The organism is Nocardia amamiensis, from assembly GCF_015477605.1.
GTDB classification, from domain to species: Bacteria; Actinomycetota; Actinomycetes; order Mycobacteriales; family Mycobacteriaceae; genus Nocardia; species Nocardia amamiensis_A.
Genome location: NZ_JADLQX010000007.1, coordinates 45,227 through 60,163 on the forward strand (window position 1 = coordinate 45,227; position 14,937 = coordinate 60,163).

A 14,937-nucleotide genomic window follows, 5' to 3' on the forward strand; every position below is an offset into this window, starting at 1 on the left:
ACACGTTGTACTCTGTCTATAGTGATTTGAAATGTAGTACTACGACTGGAGTGGTGTCAAGTGCGGACCAACCCGGAACGACGACAGGCGCTGGTGGACGCGGCGATCGAAGTTCTCGCGCGCGACGGCGCACGCGGACTGACCTTCCGCGCGGTGGACAAAGAGGCCGCGGTACCAGCGGGCACGGCGTCGAACTACTTCGCCAATCGCGATGACCTGCTTACCCAGGCAGGCGGCCGGTTCTACGAGCGGCTACAGCCGAGTGAAGCGACCATGGCCAAGCTGACCGAGGGGCCGAAGACCCGTGCGAATATCACCGAGCTGATGCGGGAGACGGTCGGGCGCATCGAGGCCTTCCGCACCGGCTACCTGGCCCTGCTCGAATTGCGACTGGAGGCGACTCGGCGACCGGAGCTTCGCGCAGTGCTGACCGAGCGGGTGCGCCAGGACATCGAGTTCAACGTGCGCAACCACCTCGAGTCCGGCCTGCCCGGCGACGAGAAATCGGTGCTGCTGCTCTATCTGGCACTGAACTGGTTGATCGTGGATCGGCTCACCCTGCCCGAGGTGTTCACCGAAGAACAGAGCCAGGCATTGATCGAGGCCGCCGTCGAGCGGGTCATCGGCGGAGACGACTGAATCGACGCGCCCATAGCTTTGCGGAACGGTTGTGACGCGCAGCACTCCGTTCGATAATGGGGCGATGATCGCACATGTAGGAGATCGACTCTGCGTACACGGACACGTGGTGGGAGAAGTGGATCACCTGGCCGAGATCATCGAGGTCCGCGGCCCGGACGGGACGCCGCCCTACTTGGTGCGCTACTCCGACGGTCACGAGTCCTTGGTGTATCCAGGACCTGATGCGGTGGTCGAGCCCGCCAACTGAACGCCACGCCGGATCGAGCGCTAGGCGGCTACCTCGCCTGCGCTCGGTCCGGCGCAGGCTATCGACGGACTCCGTCCGGCAGCGCCCTTCATGCGGCTACTCGCCTGCGCTCGGTCCCGTGCTGCCGGGGCTACCACCCCTTCGTCGCCCGGCGCAGGCTACGGACGAACCGCGTCGTGATGCGCCCGTCAGTCGTGTCGCGTACGCGGCGCGCCAGCGCAAAAGCGAGGATTCCCGCGATCAGCACCTTGCCGACCGTCTCGATGATCGCGTTGACGTCCACGGCCGGGTGCCAGGTGAGTCGACCGTCGCGCAGGACGTACGCGCCGACGGGCTTGGCGCCAACACCGAACGCCACTCCTTCGCCCCCGCCCTCCCCCTGGCCATCTTTTCCGCCGCCACCGCCACCACCGCCGCCGCCTCCGACCGAGGCGGCGGGAATGATCACTGCCCCATCGGATTCATACGGCTCCCCGTAGACCCGGCGAACCGTGATCGTGTCCCGCACCTGCGCCAGCAGTTCGGCGTACTTCATGACAACCTCCCACCCGTGCCGACGGCGTCGGACAGCGACGATCTTTCCGATCCGATCGTATGCGAGCGGGCCGAGCGCGAGCCCTTCCACACGAAACCTGCTACTCGGAAGTTGTTCGGGCAGTGGCCAATCCCCGATCTCGAGCAGATAACGGCATGTTACCCAGGGTAATCCAGAATCGGTGTCAGCGGTCAGGTTGACGACGCCGACAAATGGCGGCCACAATCGGCCGACTTGTCCACCCGGGGGTCGGAGGTATGCCATGCGCACCAAAACAGATATCCGATTCTTCGTCGACACCGACCCCGCCCAGGTCATGGACGCCCTGATCGCTGTCGAATCACTACCGGAATGGTCGTCCTCCTACAGCGACGTGCGGGTCGCGACGCGCGACCGGTGGCGCAGGCCGCTGCGCGTCTTCGTCCGGGCGGAGCTGCTCGGCAGCGGCGATCTGCAAGTGCTGGAATACGATTGGACCCATGACCGGTGCTCATGGGTCGTCGCCGACAGCACTCGCGGCGTGCGGGGCGGCGGCTGGTTCGAGGTGTCCGACCGCGTCGACGGCACGCATGTCTGGTACCACGTCGAGCTGTATCTACCCCTCCCGATTCCCGGATTTCTGCTCAAACGCACCGTCCGCAAGGCCAATGAAGTAGTGGTGGAGTGCTTCATCGATTTCGCCGAGCGTTTCCCGGAACCGGAAACCTATCAACACATATAGCAAAAGGGAATAATTGCCCGCGGCGCTGCGCTCTGCGCGAAATCGCCTGCTCCTCCCGGTAGCGAACCGGCGCCGAATCGGCCGGAGTGCGACGATATGCACCATGATCGGTACCAAACGGGTTCGGTTTCAGCCGGTGGCGGAAGATGCATCGGTAACCCAGCTCGAGCTGTTCTTCGACCTCGTGCTCGTCTTCGCGTTCACCATGGTCGCCGGGCTGGCCGCAGAGGAGACCAGCGCGAAGAACATGCTGCGCGCATTGCTGGTGCTCGCGGTGATGTGGTGGCTGTGGATCGCCTACTCCTGGCTCGGCAACGTGGTTCGCGCTGACGAGGGCATCGCACGGCTCGCGATGTTCGCGGCGATGGGCGGCGGCTTCCTGGCGGCGCTCACCATTCCCGAGGCGTTCGCCGACAAGCCCGGCGGCTGGTTCGGCCCGCTGGTCTTCGCCATCGCCTATCTGATCGTCCGGTTGGTGCATGTCGGGATGTTCTGGCTGGCCAGCTCCGAGGACCCCAAGCTGCGGAACCAGGTACTGCGCTGGGCGCTCGGCTCGATCAGCATCGGCACCACGCTGCTGGTCATCGCCGCGATGACGTCCGGCCGTGCGCAGATCGCACTGTGGATCGCCGCCATCGCGGGCGACTACCTGTGGACGCTGTTCGCGGGGACCGATTGGCGGTTGAATTCGGCCAAACATTTCGTCGAGCGGTACGGGCTGATCATCATCGTCGCGCTCGGTGAATCCATCGTCTCGATCGGCATCGGAGTGGCGGGGCTGCCGATCTCCTGGCCGATCGCACTCGGCTCGATGCTGGGCCTGGCCATTTCCGGTCTGCTGTGGTGGGCGTATTTCGACGTGGCCGCACTATCGGTGGAGCACGCGCTCATTCGCGCCGAAGGTGCACGTCAGATCAAGATCGCGACGGGTTCCTACACCTTTTGGCATTTCCCGATGATCGTCGGGATCATCGCGCTGTCGCTCGGTCTGAAGAAGGTGCTCTACTACGTCGGCGACTCCGCGCACCACACTCTGAAGGACGCGCTCTACGGAATTCCGCTGTACTCGCTCTACGGCGGCGTCGCGCTGTACTTGATCGCACTCGTGGGGTTCAAGCACTACGCCACGGGCATCGTCACGGTGCCCCGGGTGGTCGCCGCGGCGGTGCTGCTCGCGCTCATCCCGCTGGCCTGCGCGCTCCCCGCGCTGGCGTCGCTGTCCCTGCTCTGCGTCGTCCTGATCGGGCTGATCGCTTGGGAGACCGTCCGATTCGCGCAGTCGAGGGACGAGATCAGGCACGCGGCAGCCGACTGAGCTGGTGGCGCACGCCGTTCTCGCGCGGCGTCGGGCCGTACGCGGACGGCGGCACCCGGACGCCGTCGCGGACCGCGTCGCGGATCTGATCGATGTTCTCCCGCAACATGTCCGAGACGAGTTCGTCGGTCCGCGGGTCTTCCAGCACCTGGAACACGATGCGGAACGTGGTGTCGGCGATCAGCCGGATGATCTCGTCGTGGAACGGGATGTAGCGTACCCGGCCCGCCTGCGGGTCCTTCTTGATCAGTTCGAGGATCATCTCGTCCAGTTCGGCGCGGTTCTCCTCCAGCGCCGCCGCGATATTGCGGGTGTAGTGGCCGGTGCGCAGCACGTTCGCCACCTCGTCCATCACCGCGATCGTCATCGGGCGGCGGATGGTGTCCACGATGGTCGCCACGAAGTGATTCACCACCGCGGCGGTCACGCGGTCGCCGAACAGCCGGTCGGCCACCCGGGCGAGGCGGACGGCGATCACCACGATCCGCAGCAGCCGGAAGCCGCGGAAGAACGGGCTGGTCACCGGGATCATGCCGAGGACTTCGTACCAGTAGACCAGCGGGAAGGTCCACGGCCAGCCCGCGCGGCGCCAGCGCCACAGGAACTCCGCGGCGAACACCGCGCACAACGACCAGTCGACGAACACGACCACGCGGTAGGTGTGCCCGGAGACCGGGAAGACGGTGATCCAGACGACCAGCGCCACCGAGACGATGGCCAGCGCCAGCATCACGAAATCGGTCCACAGCATGGGCGGCTTGCGCGGATAGTCCTGCGGCTGCGGCGCTTCCCGCAGGCCGTATCGCTCGCGAGGCGAGCCGCCGATGCCCGAACTGGAGGTGGGAGCGGACACTACTGGGATCCCTTCGACGCCGAACGGTGCCGCCGACAGTAGTACGCGGAAAGCACGCTCGGCACGGTTGCGGAACACCGCGCCGAGCGGACGGGCCGCCGGTGCCGATGCGATCAGCGACCGGCGCGGATGATCGCCTCGATATTGCGTTCGGCCAGTGCGGCGATGGTGAGCGACGGGTTGACCGTTCCGGTGCTGCCGGGCACCGCGGCGCCGTCCATCACGTACAGCCCGGGATGGCCGTGCACGCGCCCGTGGTTGTCCGTGGCACGTCCCAGCACCGCGCCGCCGAGCGGATGCGCGGTGAACAACGCGTTCGCGTCATAACCGAGAGCGCCGTACTCGACGAGCGCGCCCGCGCGTTCGGCGATCCGATGGTCGACCGCGCGCGCCGCGGCCACGATGTCGTCGCGGTTCTTCGCCGACCAACTGAGCCCCACGCCGTTCGTGGCCGAGTTGTAGCCGAACCGGGTGCGGGTCGGGTCGAGCACCATGCCGAGCGAGGCAAGCGCGCCGGTCTCGAACGGGATGCCGGGGATGTACCAGCTCTCCAGGGTGAGGGGCGCACCGGATTCATCGAAGATCCGGCTCGCGCTCGGCACTCCTTGGCCGTGCCCGGCCAGCGCGCTTGCGCCACGGGCCAGGACCACGTCGCCGTTGGTGCCCCAGCCGTCGCCGATGTGCTCGTTAAGACGGGGCAGCGCACCGGTGGCCTGGGCGCGGACCAGCAGTTCGGAGGTACCGATCGAACCCGCGCCGAGGAAGAGCCGATCACAGGTGACAGTGCGGGTGGCCAGTACTTCACCGGTGGGCGAGAGTTTCGCCACGGTAACCGCGTAACGGTCGCCGTCCTGCGCGATGGCGTCGACACGGTGGCCGGGGAAGATCGCGCAGCGGCCGGTGTTCTGCGCGTTCCTCAAGTAGTTCTGGTTCAGGTCGAATTTGGCGCCGTTGGAGTTGCCCAGGTTGCTTCTGGCCGCGGTGGCCGAAGGCCGTGCGGCCCCGGATAGTTCGGCGCGCAGGATGTCCCAGTTGAAGATCGAGTCGTTCGGCTGGGGGTGGTAGCCCGCCTTGCGCACTTGATCGTCCCAGGCGCGGGAGTGGGCGAACGGCGAGGACTGGTAGATGTCCGCGGGCATCGCGCTCAACCGCAGCATCCCCCGCACCCGCGGGTAGTAGACGCGCTCCATCTCGCCGTAGTCGACGGTGCCACGGAAGACGTGGTCGAAGAAACGGCGTTCCGGGGCGATCATGGCTCCGCTGAAGATCACCGAGCCGCCGCCGACCGCCGCCGCACGCCAGACATCGATGCCCGGGTACTCGGTGCAGTCCAGCACGCCGCCGAAGCTGGCGAACCGCATCGGCACCTTGGTGACGCCGGTGAAGTGGGTGCGGTGCCAGAAGCCGCGACCGTCGGGCAGGTCGTCGCCGGTGAAGATCTCCCGCCACGGGTCGTTCGGCCAGCGTGAACCGCGTTCCAGCACGGTGGTGGCGATACCGGCCTCGGCCAGGCGCAGCGCGGTGACCGCGGCGCCGAAGCCGGAACCGATGACTATCGCGGGCGAGTGCTGAGGTGCATCGGGAAGCGGCGCAAAGATTTCCGGTACCCAACCGCGGAACAAGGACTCCCACGCCGGGTCCGTGGACGCCGCGCTGGTACCGGCGGTGGTTCCCACAGCACCGAGCAGCGCGGCCGTGCCCGCCGCCCTGAACAAGGCACGTCTACGCACCAGTCACCTTCCATCTTCACGCCTAGCGTGCGCAGACTACCGTTATTCCTGTTTTGTGAACATATATCCGGTTTTGCTATCGACCGAACGGCGTCTCGTCGGCGCGGCAGGTGGCCCCGGGAGCAGGCAGCTGCAAGTCGATGAGGTAGCGCTCCCGCAACTTCCGGGTGCAGTCGTTGAGCGGGGTGTGCCCATAGCCCCCGTCCACGACGACCAGCCTGGCGTTCACCAATTCGTCCTGTGCGCGCCGTGCGGCGGTCAGCGGCGTGACCGGATCGAATCGGTTGTTGACCAGCAGCGCAGGGGTGTCCGACCGCAGGATCCACGGTCCGGTGTAGCGCTGGCCATACCCTTCCGGCGGCGACGGCCAAGACGCGCAGGGCTGGCGCATGTACAGCCAGAACGCGCCGTAGATCGGGCTGACAGCGGCGAGATCCTTTGCCAGCGCGGGCCATTGGTCAGGATCGCGCGGCAATGTGTTGTCCGCGCAGGAGATCGCGGTGAACGAGTCGAGGAAGTCGTCCGTTGCCGCCGTTCCCGTCAAGATCTCGCGCACGGCGTGCGGATCGCCCTCCGGACCGCGCTCCAGCTCGGCCAGCAATTCGGCCAGCGCGGGCCAGCCCTCGTTCGGGTCGTAGAGCAGCAGCGCGTGCGATGACATCCCCTCGGAGTAGGTGACCGTGCGCGCCGCCTCGCCCGTCCCGACCACGATCGGTGCCTGCCGAAGACGTTGCAGCACAGCATCGTTGCGGGAACGCAGGCCGGCGCTCCCCTGCGCTGCGGCTTCGTTCGAGCCACCCTCGGCCGCGAAGGCGCAGCGCGGGCGTCCCGCCTCCGCGCACAGTCGCAGGAACTCACTCAGTACCTGCTCGGTACCGGCGGCGGTGCTCTCGATCAAGCTGCGCGTGTCGTTGGTGTAGGCGTTCGGGTCGATCATCGAGGCCAGGTGCAGCGCGCGTACCCGGTCGCCGAACAGCGCGCCGTACACCTGGCCCAGATAGCTTGCGTAGGAACCGCCTTCGTACGTCAGCCGAGGTTCGCCGACCGCGCGGCGCAGCAGGTCGAGATCGCGCGCGACGTCGACGGTGGTGAGGTGCCCGAGCAGCTCGCCGCCGTGCCCGGCACAGCCCGCTGCCAGCTCACGGCTCGCCACGGCGGCGGCGCGCTCCTGTTCCGGATTGGCCGGCGGCAGCCACACCCCGGACCAGAACCGTTGCTGCTGTTCGGCGTTCGGGAAGCAACGCACCTGCCCACTGCGGCCGACACCGCGCTGGTCGAAGGTGATCACGTCGAACCGGCGCGCGATCTCGCCGCCGAGGAACTCCCCTTCCGCCGCCCAGCGCAATCCCGAACCACCAGGACCGCCGACCGCCGCGAACAACGTGCCGATCCGCCGCTCCGGGTCGGTGGCCCGCTGGCGCACGACCGCGAGTGGGAGGGTCGGGCCGTCGGGACGGGCGTAGTCCACCGGCACGGCCGCTGTCGCGCACTCGAACTTGCTCAGCCGTGGCTCGGCGCACCGCGCCCAGTCCAGCCGTGGTGTCGGCGCCGCGTCGGCCTGTGCGACCAGATCGGCGATAGCCGACTCATGGCGGCTCGGCGTTCCGGCACAGGCGCTCACCGCCGGTAGCACGATGGCGAGGGCGACGACGACCAACTTCCAGCTACGCACGAAATCATCCTGTGCCCACGCACGGGTGGGCGTCGTCCTCCTCAGGGCTGACATCGGACCCTGAGATTCCCCGAACGTCCTCCTGGGATGCGCACTACCCCGACGCCCGCCGCGGCCGCCACACCAGCTCGCCACCGCAGGTCGGGCAGACGCCCTGCAACTCGCATCGCACCGCACGCCTAAGACGTCACCAGGCGGATCACCGCGAGCAGACCGACCACGACGATGACCGCGCGCAGCACGGTCGGCGGCATCCGCCTGCCCATCTTGGCACCGAGCTGGCCGCCGATGATCGAACCCAGCGCGATCAACGCGGCCGCCCGCCAGTCCACGTCGGCGATCACGATGAAGATCACCGCGGACACGGCGTTCACGATCAACGCGAGCGCGTTCTTCGTCCCGTTGAGGCGCTGGATGTCGTCGTGCACGAAGACGCCGAGCAACCCGATCAGCAGTACGCCCTGGGCGGCGCCGAAGTACCCGCCATAGACGCCGGCCGCGTAGATCGCGGCGAAGAGGATGGCGCCGCCATGCTCCGGGACCGGCGCGCCGTCGTTCTCCCGCCTGCGCTTCACCCAGCTCGCCAGCCGCGGCTGCACCACGACCAGGACCAGCGCCACGGCGATCAGCACCGGCACGATCGCCTTGAACGCCGCGGGCGGAAGCACGAGCAGCAGCACCGCCCCCGTGATGCCGCCGAGTAGCGACGCGGTGCCCAGCCGCAGCAGCCGGTCCCGCTGCCCGGCCAATTCGCGGCGGTAGCCGTGCACACCGCTGAGCGAACCGGGCACCAGACCTATGGTGTTGGACACATTCGCGGTGACCGGCGGCAACCCGAAGGCGAGTAGAACCGGAAAAGTGATCAGGGTGCCCGAGCCGACGATCGTGTTGATACCGCCCGCCGCGATACCCGCACCGAAGACGGCCAGTTGCTCCAGCCAGGTCATAGCTATCCTTCGACGTCCCGTCGGGCCGCTGGGCCCGTACAAGCGTGCCACTACCGGACCGAACCGTAGCGGGTCATCGGATCACCCGACGACAGGACCGCCCTTCCCGGCGGTGTCGCGGCACGGTAAGCTCGCAACATCATGCAGCGGGCACTTCTTCTCGGCCGCCGCGACGGGGTCTGATCGGACCGGCTCCCGTCGCGGGGTTTCGCCGCGCCGGTCGACCCAGCCCTTTGGGAAAAACCACACCCACGGAGAGATTCCCCATGTCCCCTGCTGACGCGTTCGTATCCGGCGCCAAGACCATCACGGCGCCGAGCAAACCCGCCCCCGCCGACCAGCCGGCGTGGAACAAGCAGAAGAACTCCTCGATGCCGACGTTCCGCTATCGGCCGTTCGCCGAGGAGGTCGAGCCGATCACCTTGCCCGACCGCACCTGGCCGGAGAAAGTCATCGACCGGGCACCCGGCTGGTGCGCTGTCGACTTGCGCGACGGTAACCAGGCGCTGATCGACCCGATGAGCCCGGCGCGCAAGCGCCGCATGTTCGATCTGCTGGTGCGGATGGGCTACAAGGAGATCGAGGTCGGCTTCCCCTCCGCCAGCCAGACCGACTTCGATTTCGTCCGCGAGATCATCGAGGACGGCGCGATCCCCGACGACGTGACCATCCAGGTGCTGACCCAGTGTCGCCCCGAGCTGATCGAACGCACCTTCGAGGCCTGCGCCGGCGCGCAGAACGTGATCGTCCACTTCTACAACTCCACGTCGATCCTGCAGCGGAAAGTGGTTTTCCGCGCCGATCGCGCGGCGATCAAGAAGATCGCGACCGACGCCGCTGCGCTGTGCCTGGAGACCGAGAAGCGCTACCCGGACACCAACTGGCGTTACGAGTACAGCCCGGAGTCCTACACCGGCACCGAATTGGAGTACGCCAAGGAGGTGTGCGACGCGGTCTCGGAGATCATCGCGCCGACACCGGACAAGCCGCTGATCATCAACCTGCCCGCCACTGTGGAGATGGCGACGCCGAACGTCTACGCCGACTCGATCGAGTGGATGAGCCGCAATCTGGCCCGTCGCGACGCGATCGTGCTGTCGCTGCACCCGCACAACGACCGCGGCACCGCCGTGGCCGCGGCCGAGCTGGGCTTTCAGGCGGGCGCCGACCGGATCGAGGGCTGCCTGTTCGGCAACGGCGAGCGCACCGGCAATGTCTGCTTGGTCACGCTGGGGATGAACCTGTTCTCCCGCGGCATCGACCCGCAGATCAACTTCTCCGACATCGATGAGATCCGCCGCACCGTCGAATACTGCAACCAGCTGCCGGTGCACGAGCGCCACCCCTACGGCGGCGACCTGGTCTACACCGCGTTCTCCGGCAGCCACCAGGACGCGATCAACAAGGGCTTGGACGCGATGAAGGCCACGGCGGACGCCGCCGGAGCGGACGTCGCCGACATCGTCTGGGAAGTGCCCTACCTGCCGATCGACCCGAAGGACGTCGGCCGCACCTACGAGGCGGTCATCCGAGTCAACTCGCAGTCCGGCAAGGGCGGCGTCGCCTACATCATGAAGACCGATCACGGGTTGGCGCTGCCGCGGCGTCTGCAGATCGAGTTCTCCCAGGCGATCCAGCGGATCACCGACGGCGAGGGCGGCGAGGTGACGCCCAAGGAGATGTGGGACGTCTTCTCCGAGGAGTACCTGAGCCCGATCCGTCCGCTGGAGCGGATGCGCCAGCGGGTCACCGCGTCGGAGACCGACGGCGGGGTCGACTCGATCGCGGCGGTGGTGAAGGTCGACGGCGTCGAGCAGGAGATCACCGGCAAGGGCAACGGACCGCTGGCCGCGTTCGTCGACGCGATCGCGAGCGTCGGCTACAACGTCGAGGTCTTGGACTACTCCGAGCACGCGATGTCCGCGGGCGACGACGCGCAGGCCGCCGCTTACGTGGAATGCGCGATCGGCGACAAGGTGGTGTGGGGCGTCGGCATCGCCACCTCGATCACCACCGCGTCGCTGCGTGCGGTGGTGTCGGCGGTCAACCGGGCGCACTGATTCCCGTCGCACGGCCGGAGCGAAGGCGGAGGTAGCACGGCCGGAGCGAAGGCGGAGGTAGCACGGCCGGAGCGAAGGCGGAGGTACGCATAAAGGACGCAGTCGGACGTAGTCCGTCCTCAGCCGCGCGCATGGCCGGAGCGAAGGCGGAGGTACGCCTGTCCCGGAACGCGTCTGGCGAGGGCGCCGTGGCGGTTCGTCCGCGCGGCGCCCGATCTCGCTGTCGCAGACCATTTGTCGATGGCGTGTCGCTCGGCGCGTCTGCCCTACCTACCGCGACCCGGCGTAGCGAACCCCGTGCTAGCGTGGATTCGCACTCCAAGCGCCGAGCTCTCTGCTCGAACTCCCGAGCAGATGGGGGAACCGTGACAACAAACGACCACAATCCGACCTCTCCGCCCTGGCTGCAGAGTCATTCCGTGGACACGGCCGAAGTCACCGAGGCGGAGTCATCGGCCACCGACCCGTCGGCCGAGCACACCGGGGGCGTGGAAGCGAAGGAAACCGACGTGGCGGATGGGCTGGATCAGCCGGACGCACAGCCCGAACAGCCGGAGCCGCAAGGCTCGACCGAGCAGACCACTGTCTACCCGCATGCTGCCGGGCCCGCACAGTCCTACGGTCCGCCGCCGTCCGGGCCGCCCGCGGAGCCGTACGGCCCCTACGCTGCTCCGGGCCCCGGTGCGTATGCGCCGCCGTCGTTTCCCGGGGAGCCGTTCCCCACCGGCGCGTTTCAACCGCCGCCGAACACCAGTGGTAGCCACCCGATTCCCATGCCGGGGCATGATCCCGGCTATGGCGAGTACCGCCACGAGATCGGCGAGGAGATGCGGCGCGGTCCCGTGGACTCTCTACCACCGGAACCCTCTGCGCCGCAGCCCGATCCCAGCGGACCGATCTACAGCTGGGCACCACCGCCTCCACCGGTGACGCATCAGCCGCCACCGCCGCCCGCCTACCAACCGCCGCCGCCCCCAGCTCCGGTCGGGCAACCCCAGGTACCGGGCTGGCAGGGCCAGCCGAATCCGCACCATCCCGCACAGCCCTTCCAGCCGCAGCATGTGCCGCAACCCGGACAGCCGGGGCACTCGGTGAACGATCTGAATCTGCTCCGGCGGGCCCGCAGGGCGCCGCGCAGTGGGTGGCGCCGTGCGGTGCACAAGGTTTCCGGCGGCATGATCAACCCGGGCGAGTCGGCCGCCGACGTCGTCTTTCAGGACTTGGTCGACCGGGTGAACCAGCCTGTGCGCGGCGACTATCGGATCGCGATCCTCTCGCTGAAGGGTGGCGTCGGCAAGACCACTACCACGGTCGGCCTCGGCTCCACGTTCGCATCGCAGCGGGGTGACCGGGTGATCGCGATCGATGCCAATCCCGACCTCGGCACGCTGGCGCACCGGGTGCCGCGCCAGACCCGCTCCACCGTGCGCAATCTGCTCGAGGACCAGAACATCTCCAGGTACTCGGACGTGCGGGCGCATACCTCGCAGGCGCCGAGCCGCCTGGAAGTGCTTGCCAGCGAACAGGATCCGGCGGTCTCCGAGGCGTTCAGCGAGGCGGACTACCGCAAGGCGATCGGCATCCTGCAGTCGTTCTACAACATCATCCTGACCGACTGCGGCACCGGGTTGATGCACTCCGCGATGGCGGGCGTGCTCGACATGGCCAGTTCGCTGGTGCTGGTCACCTCTCCGGCCATCGACGGCGCGCGTAGCGCGTCGGCGACCTTGGACTGGCTCGACCACCACGGCTACGGCAAGCTGGTGGAGCGGACGGTCGTGGTGGTGAACGCTTCCCGGCGCGGCGCGTCCACCGTGGATCTCGACCAGCTCCGCAAACTGTTCCTGGACCGCACCCGCGCGGTGCAGGTGGTGCCGTTCGACGACCACCTCGCCGAGGGAGCCGAGATCGATCTGGAACTGGTGGGCAAGCCCACGCGGCGGGCGCTGCTCGAGCTGGCCGCGATGGTCGCGGACGACTTCAACTACGTCAGCACGCAGTCCCAGCACCCTTACCGTTACCCCGGGCCGCCAGGAATGTGATCGGTACGCCGGGCAGTACTCGGTAGGACAAGCACCTCCGCTGCGGCGCGGTGATGTCGTCACGGCTCAGGATGAAGTCGTATCGGTCGCTTTCGCGGAGTCGGCGGTCGCCAGCGCGGCGGCCGACTCGAAGGCCGCGAGCACGGCGGCGATGGCCGGACGGGCGTCGGCGCGCGGCCGGGTGGCGAGTTCGTACATCCGGGCGGCGCGCACGCCGGACAGGCGCATCACCGCGAGTGTGGGCTCGCTCACCGCGTAGCGCGGCATGAGCGCGACGCCGTAGCCGGTGGCGACCAGCGTCTCTATGACGCGGAAATCGTTGAGCCGCTGAGCTATCCGCGGTTGCACGCCGGTCACGGTGGCGATGGAGCGCAGCACGTCGTCGACCGGGAAGCCGCCGCGCACGCTCAGCCAGGTCTCGTCGGCCAGCTCCTCCGGCGCGACGGCCGAGCGGCCGGCGAGCCGATGCGTCGCAGCCGCGACCACGTCGATCGGCTCGCGCATCAGCACCCGAGTCGCGACACGGGGATCGGCGATCGGCGCGGCGCGTTCGTCTCGATGGGTCAGCACCACGTCATAGTCGGCGAGTAGTCGTGCCACCTCGGAAGGGGGCACGTCCTCGTCTCGCGCGACCACGTCCACACCGCTGTCGGCCATGCCGCCCAGCACATGGGGTAGCAACAGTGCGCCACCCGAAGGGAACACCGCCACGCGGACCCTGCCGCGCGGAGAGCCGCGATAGTGCGCCATCTCGGCGACCGCGCGATCCATAGCCGCGAGCACCTCGTCGGCGCGCACCACCAACGCCCGCCCGGCGTCGGTGAGCCGGACGCGTCGGCCGTCGGGTTCCAGCAGGGCCACGCCCGCTTCCTTGGCCAGCACCTTGAGCTGCTGGGAAACCGCGGAGGGAGTCATCGACAACGCGGCGGCGACGGCGGCCACGGTGCCGCGATCGGCGAGTTCACGCAGTACGCGCAGCCTTTCCACGGCCATGGGCGGGCCTGGCGCGGCCTTCTCGGATCCGGAAACCATTAAGTGACACTACATTATTAATCCATATATATTCGATTGTTCTGATGGTTCGGCGACCGCACGATGAAACACGTGACCACTCGCGATCGCCTGCTCGGCTGCACCGTCGTCCTGCTCTGGGGCCTGAATTTCCTCGCCATCCGGGTGGGGCTCGATCACTTCCCGCCGTTCTTCTTCGCGGCACTGCGTTTCGCGGTGCTGGCGATTCCGGCACTGCTGTTCATTCCGCGCCCACCGGTGCGGAACCGCTGGATCCTGCTGTACGGCACCGGTTTCGGCATCTTGCAGTTCGCATTCCTGTTCACCGCCATGCGGGTGGGAATGCCGACCGGTCTCGCTTCGCTGGTGCTGCAATCCTCCGCACCGTTCACCGTGGTGCTCGGTGCGCTGATGCTGGGCGAGCGGATTCGGCCGGTGCAGATCGCGGGCATCGCCGTCGCCGTCGCCGGAATGGCGGTGATCGGATGGGACCGGCTGGAACACGCCACTCTGCTTCCCGTGCTGCTGACGCTGGCGGGCGGGCTGGGCTGGGCATTCGGCAATATCGGTGCACGCTCGGCCGGTACCGAGGCCCCCGGAGTCAATCCGCTGCACCTGATGCTGTGGACCACGGCCATTCCGCCGCTGCCCATGTTCGCGCTGTCCGTGTTCACCGAGGGGCCGACCACCGGCCTGCACGCCCTCGCCGACTCCTTCTCACTCGCTGGTTGGCCCGCCCTGGTGGCGCTGGCCTACATCGCCATCTTGGCCACGGTCGTCGGCAGCGGACTGTGGACCTATCTGATGGGCCGCTACCCGGCGGGCACGGTCGCCCCGTTTTCGCTGCTGGTTCCGGTCGTCGGGATAGCTGCCGCCTGGGCATTCCTGGGCGAGACCCCTACTCTGCTGTCGCTTGTGGGTGGTGTCGTGGTGATCACAGGGGCCTTTGCCGCGACGTCGAGCAAGCCGCGAAAGACACCCGTGAACGCCGCCGCCCCGTCGGCGGAAGCCCTGGTAAGCGCGGGGCGACCAGGGGCCTGAACAAACGGCATGATCAGCTCCCGCCAAGGGCTGATGAGCCGGTCGACACGGATGACCGGTCGAGCGCCGCTCGTCCTCCATGGGCGGGCGGTTGCTCGGCAAACCCGGTATCGCTCACCCG

Annotated in this window: 14 protein-coding genes; 7 read left to right on the top strand and 7 right to left on the bottom strand. The window is 67.9% G+C overall.

The genetic code is table 11. The features are described 5' to 3' along the window. The first annotated feature begins 60 nt into the window (after window positions 1-60). On the top strand, window positions 61-639 hold the full coding sequence (locus IU459_RS11405; RefSeq protein WP_195129466.1) for a TetR/AcrR family transcriptional regulator: 579 nt from the start codon (window positions 61-63) through the stop codon (window positions 637-639). Between the two features lie 64 nt (window positions 640-703). Beyond that, window positions 704-889 carry a DUF1918 domain-containing protein gene (locus IU459_RS11410; RefSeq protein WP_040773002.1) on the top strand — a complete coding sequence of 62 codons (186 nt, stop codon included), beginning with the start codon at window positions 704-706 and terminating at the stop codon, window positions 887-889. 130 nt (window positions 890-1,019) lie between these two features. On the opposite strand, the gene IU459_RS11415 is transcribed toward IU459_RS11410, so the two are convergent. After that, window positions 1,020-1,424 (bottom strand): spore germination protein GerW family protein, encoded by a 405-nt coding sequence (locus IU459_RS11415; protein ID WP_195129467.1) that lies wholly within the window; start codon window positions 1,422-1,424, stop codon window positions 1,020-1,022. A 262-nt stretch (window positions 1,425-1,686) separates the two neighbouring features. Here IU459_RS11415 and IU459_RS11420 point away from each other — a divergent pair, with 262 nt between their 5' ends. Both IU459_RS11420 and IU459_RS11425 read left to right on the top strand, forming a co-directional pair. Beyond that, a complete protein-coding gene (locus tag IU459_RS11420; protein ID WP_195129468.1) occupies window positions 1,687-2,145 on the top strand; it encodes an SRPBCC family protein in 459 nt (152 codons plus the stop codon). A gap of 103 nt (window positions 2,146-2,248) precedes the next feature. Next, window positions 2,249-3,460: a low temperature requirement protein A gene (locus tag IU459_RS11425; RefSeq protein WP_195129469.1), complete on the top strand. Its 1,212-nt coding sequence runs from the start codon at window positions 2,249-2,251 to the stop codon at window positions 3,458-3,460. On the opposite strand, the gene IU459_RS11430 is transcribed toward IU459_RS11425, so the two are convergent. From IU459_RS11430 to IU459_RS11450, 5 genes are all read right to left on the bottom strand, one after another. Next, complete coding sequence (locus tag IU459_RS11430; protein WP_324198834.1) at window positions 3,438-4,313, bottom strand: ion transporter; 876 nt, start codon at window positions 4,311-4,313, stop codon at window positions 3,438-3,440. The two genes, IU459_RS11425 and IU459_RS11430, sit on opposite strands and share 23 nt — an antisense overlap. A 113-nt stretch (window positions 4,314-4,426) precedes the next feature. Beyond that, window positions 4,427-6,043 carry a GMC oxidoreductase gene (locus tag IU459_RS11435; RefSeq protein ID WP_195129470.1) on the bottom strand — a complete coding sequence of 539 codons (1,617 nt, stop codon included), beginning with the start codon at window positions 6,041-6,043 and terminating at the stop codon, window positions 4,427-4,429. Window positions 6,044-6,119: 76 nt separating this feature from the next. Next, on the bottom strand, window positions 6,120-7,715 hold the full coding sequence (locus IU459_RS11440; RefSeq protein WP_324198835.1) for an alpha/beta hydrolase: 1,596 nt from the start codon (window positions 7,713-7,715) through the stop codon (window positions 6,120-6,122). A 94-nt stretch (window positions 7,716-7,809) separates the two neighbouring features. Then, window positions 7,810-7,887 (bottom strand): DUF1272 domain-containing protein, encoded by a 78-nt coding sequence (locus IU459_RS40050; protein ID WP_195129697.1) that lies wholly within the window; start codon window positions 7,885-7,887, stop codon window positions 7,810-7,812. Between the two features lie 7 nt (window positions 7,888-7,894). Continuing rightward, the gene (locus tag IU459_RS11450; protein ID WP_195129472.1) at window positions 7,895-8,662 is read right to left on the bottom strand and encodes a sulfite exporter TauE/SafE family protein; all 768 of its coding nucleotides are present in this window, start codon (window positions 8,660-8,662) and stop codon (window positions 7,895-7,897) included. Between the two features lie 266 nt (window positions 8,663-8,928). Here IU459_RS11450 and leuA point away from each other — a divergent pair, with 266 nt between their 5' ends. After that, window positions 8,929-10,722 (top strand): 2-isopropylmalate synthase, encoded by a 1,794-nt coding sequence (gene leuA / locus IU459_RS11455; protein ID WP_195129473.1) that lies wholly within the window; start codon window positions 8,929-8,931, stop codon window positions 10,720-10,722. Between the two features lie 419 nt (window positions 10,723-11,141). Next, window positions 11,142-12,764, top strand: coding sequence for an AAA family ATPase (locus tag IU459_RS11460; RefSeq protein ID WP_195129474.1), 1,623 nt, complete (start codon window positions 11,142-11,144; stop codon window positions 12,762-12,764). A gap of 66 nt (window positions 12,765-12,830) precedes the next feature. On the opposite strand, the gene IU459_RS11465 is transcribed toward IU459_RS11460, so the two are convergent. Then, on the bottom strand, window positions 12,831-13,757 hold the full coding sequence (locus tag IU459_RS11465; protein ID WP_195129698.1) for a LysR family transcriptional regulator: 927 nt from the start codon (window positions 13,755-13,757) through the stop codon (window positions 12,831-12,833). A 111-nt stretch (window positions 13,758-13,868) separates the two neighbouring features. Here IU459_RS11465 and IU459_RS11470 point away from each other — a divergent pair, with 111 nt between their 5' ends. Further along, window positions 13,869-14,816 (top strand): EamA family transporter, encoded by a 948-nt coding sequence (locus tag IU459_RS11470; RefSeq protein WP_195129475.1) that lies wholly within the window; start codon window positions 13,869-13,871, stop codon window positions 14,814-14,816. Window positions 14,817-14,937 lie beyond the last annotated feature (121 nt).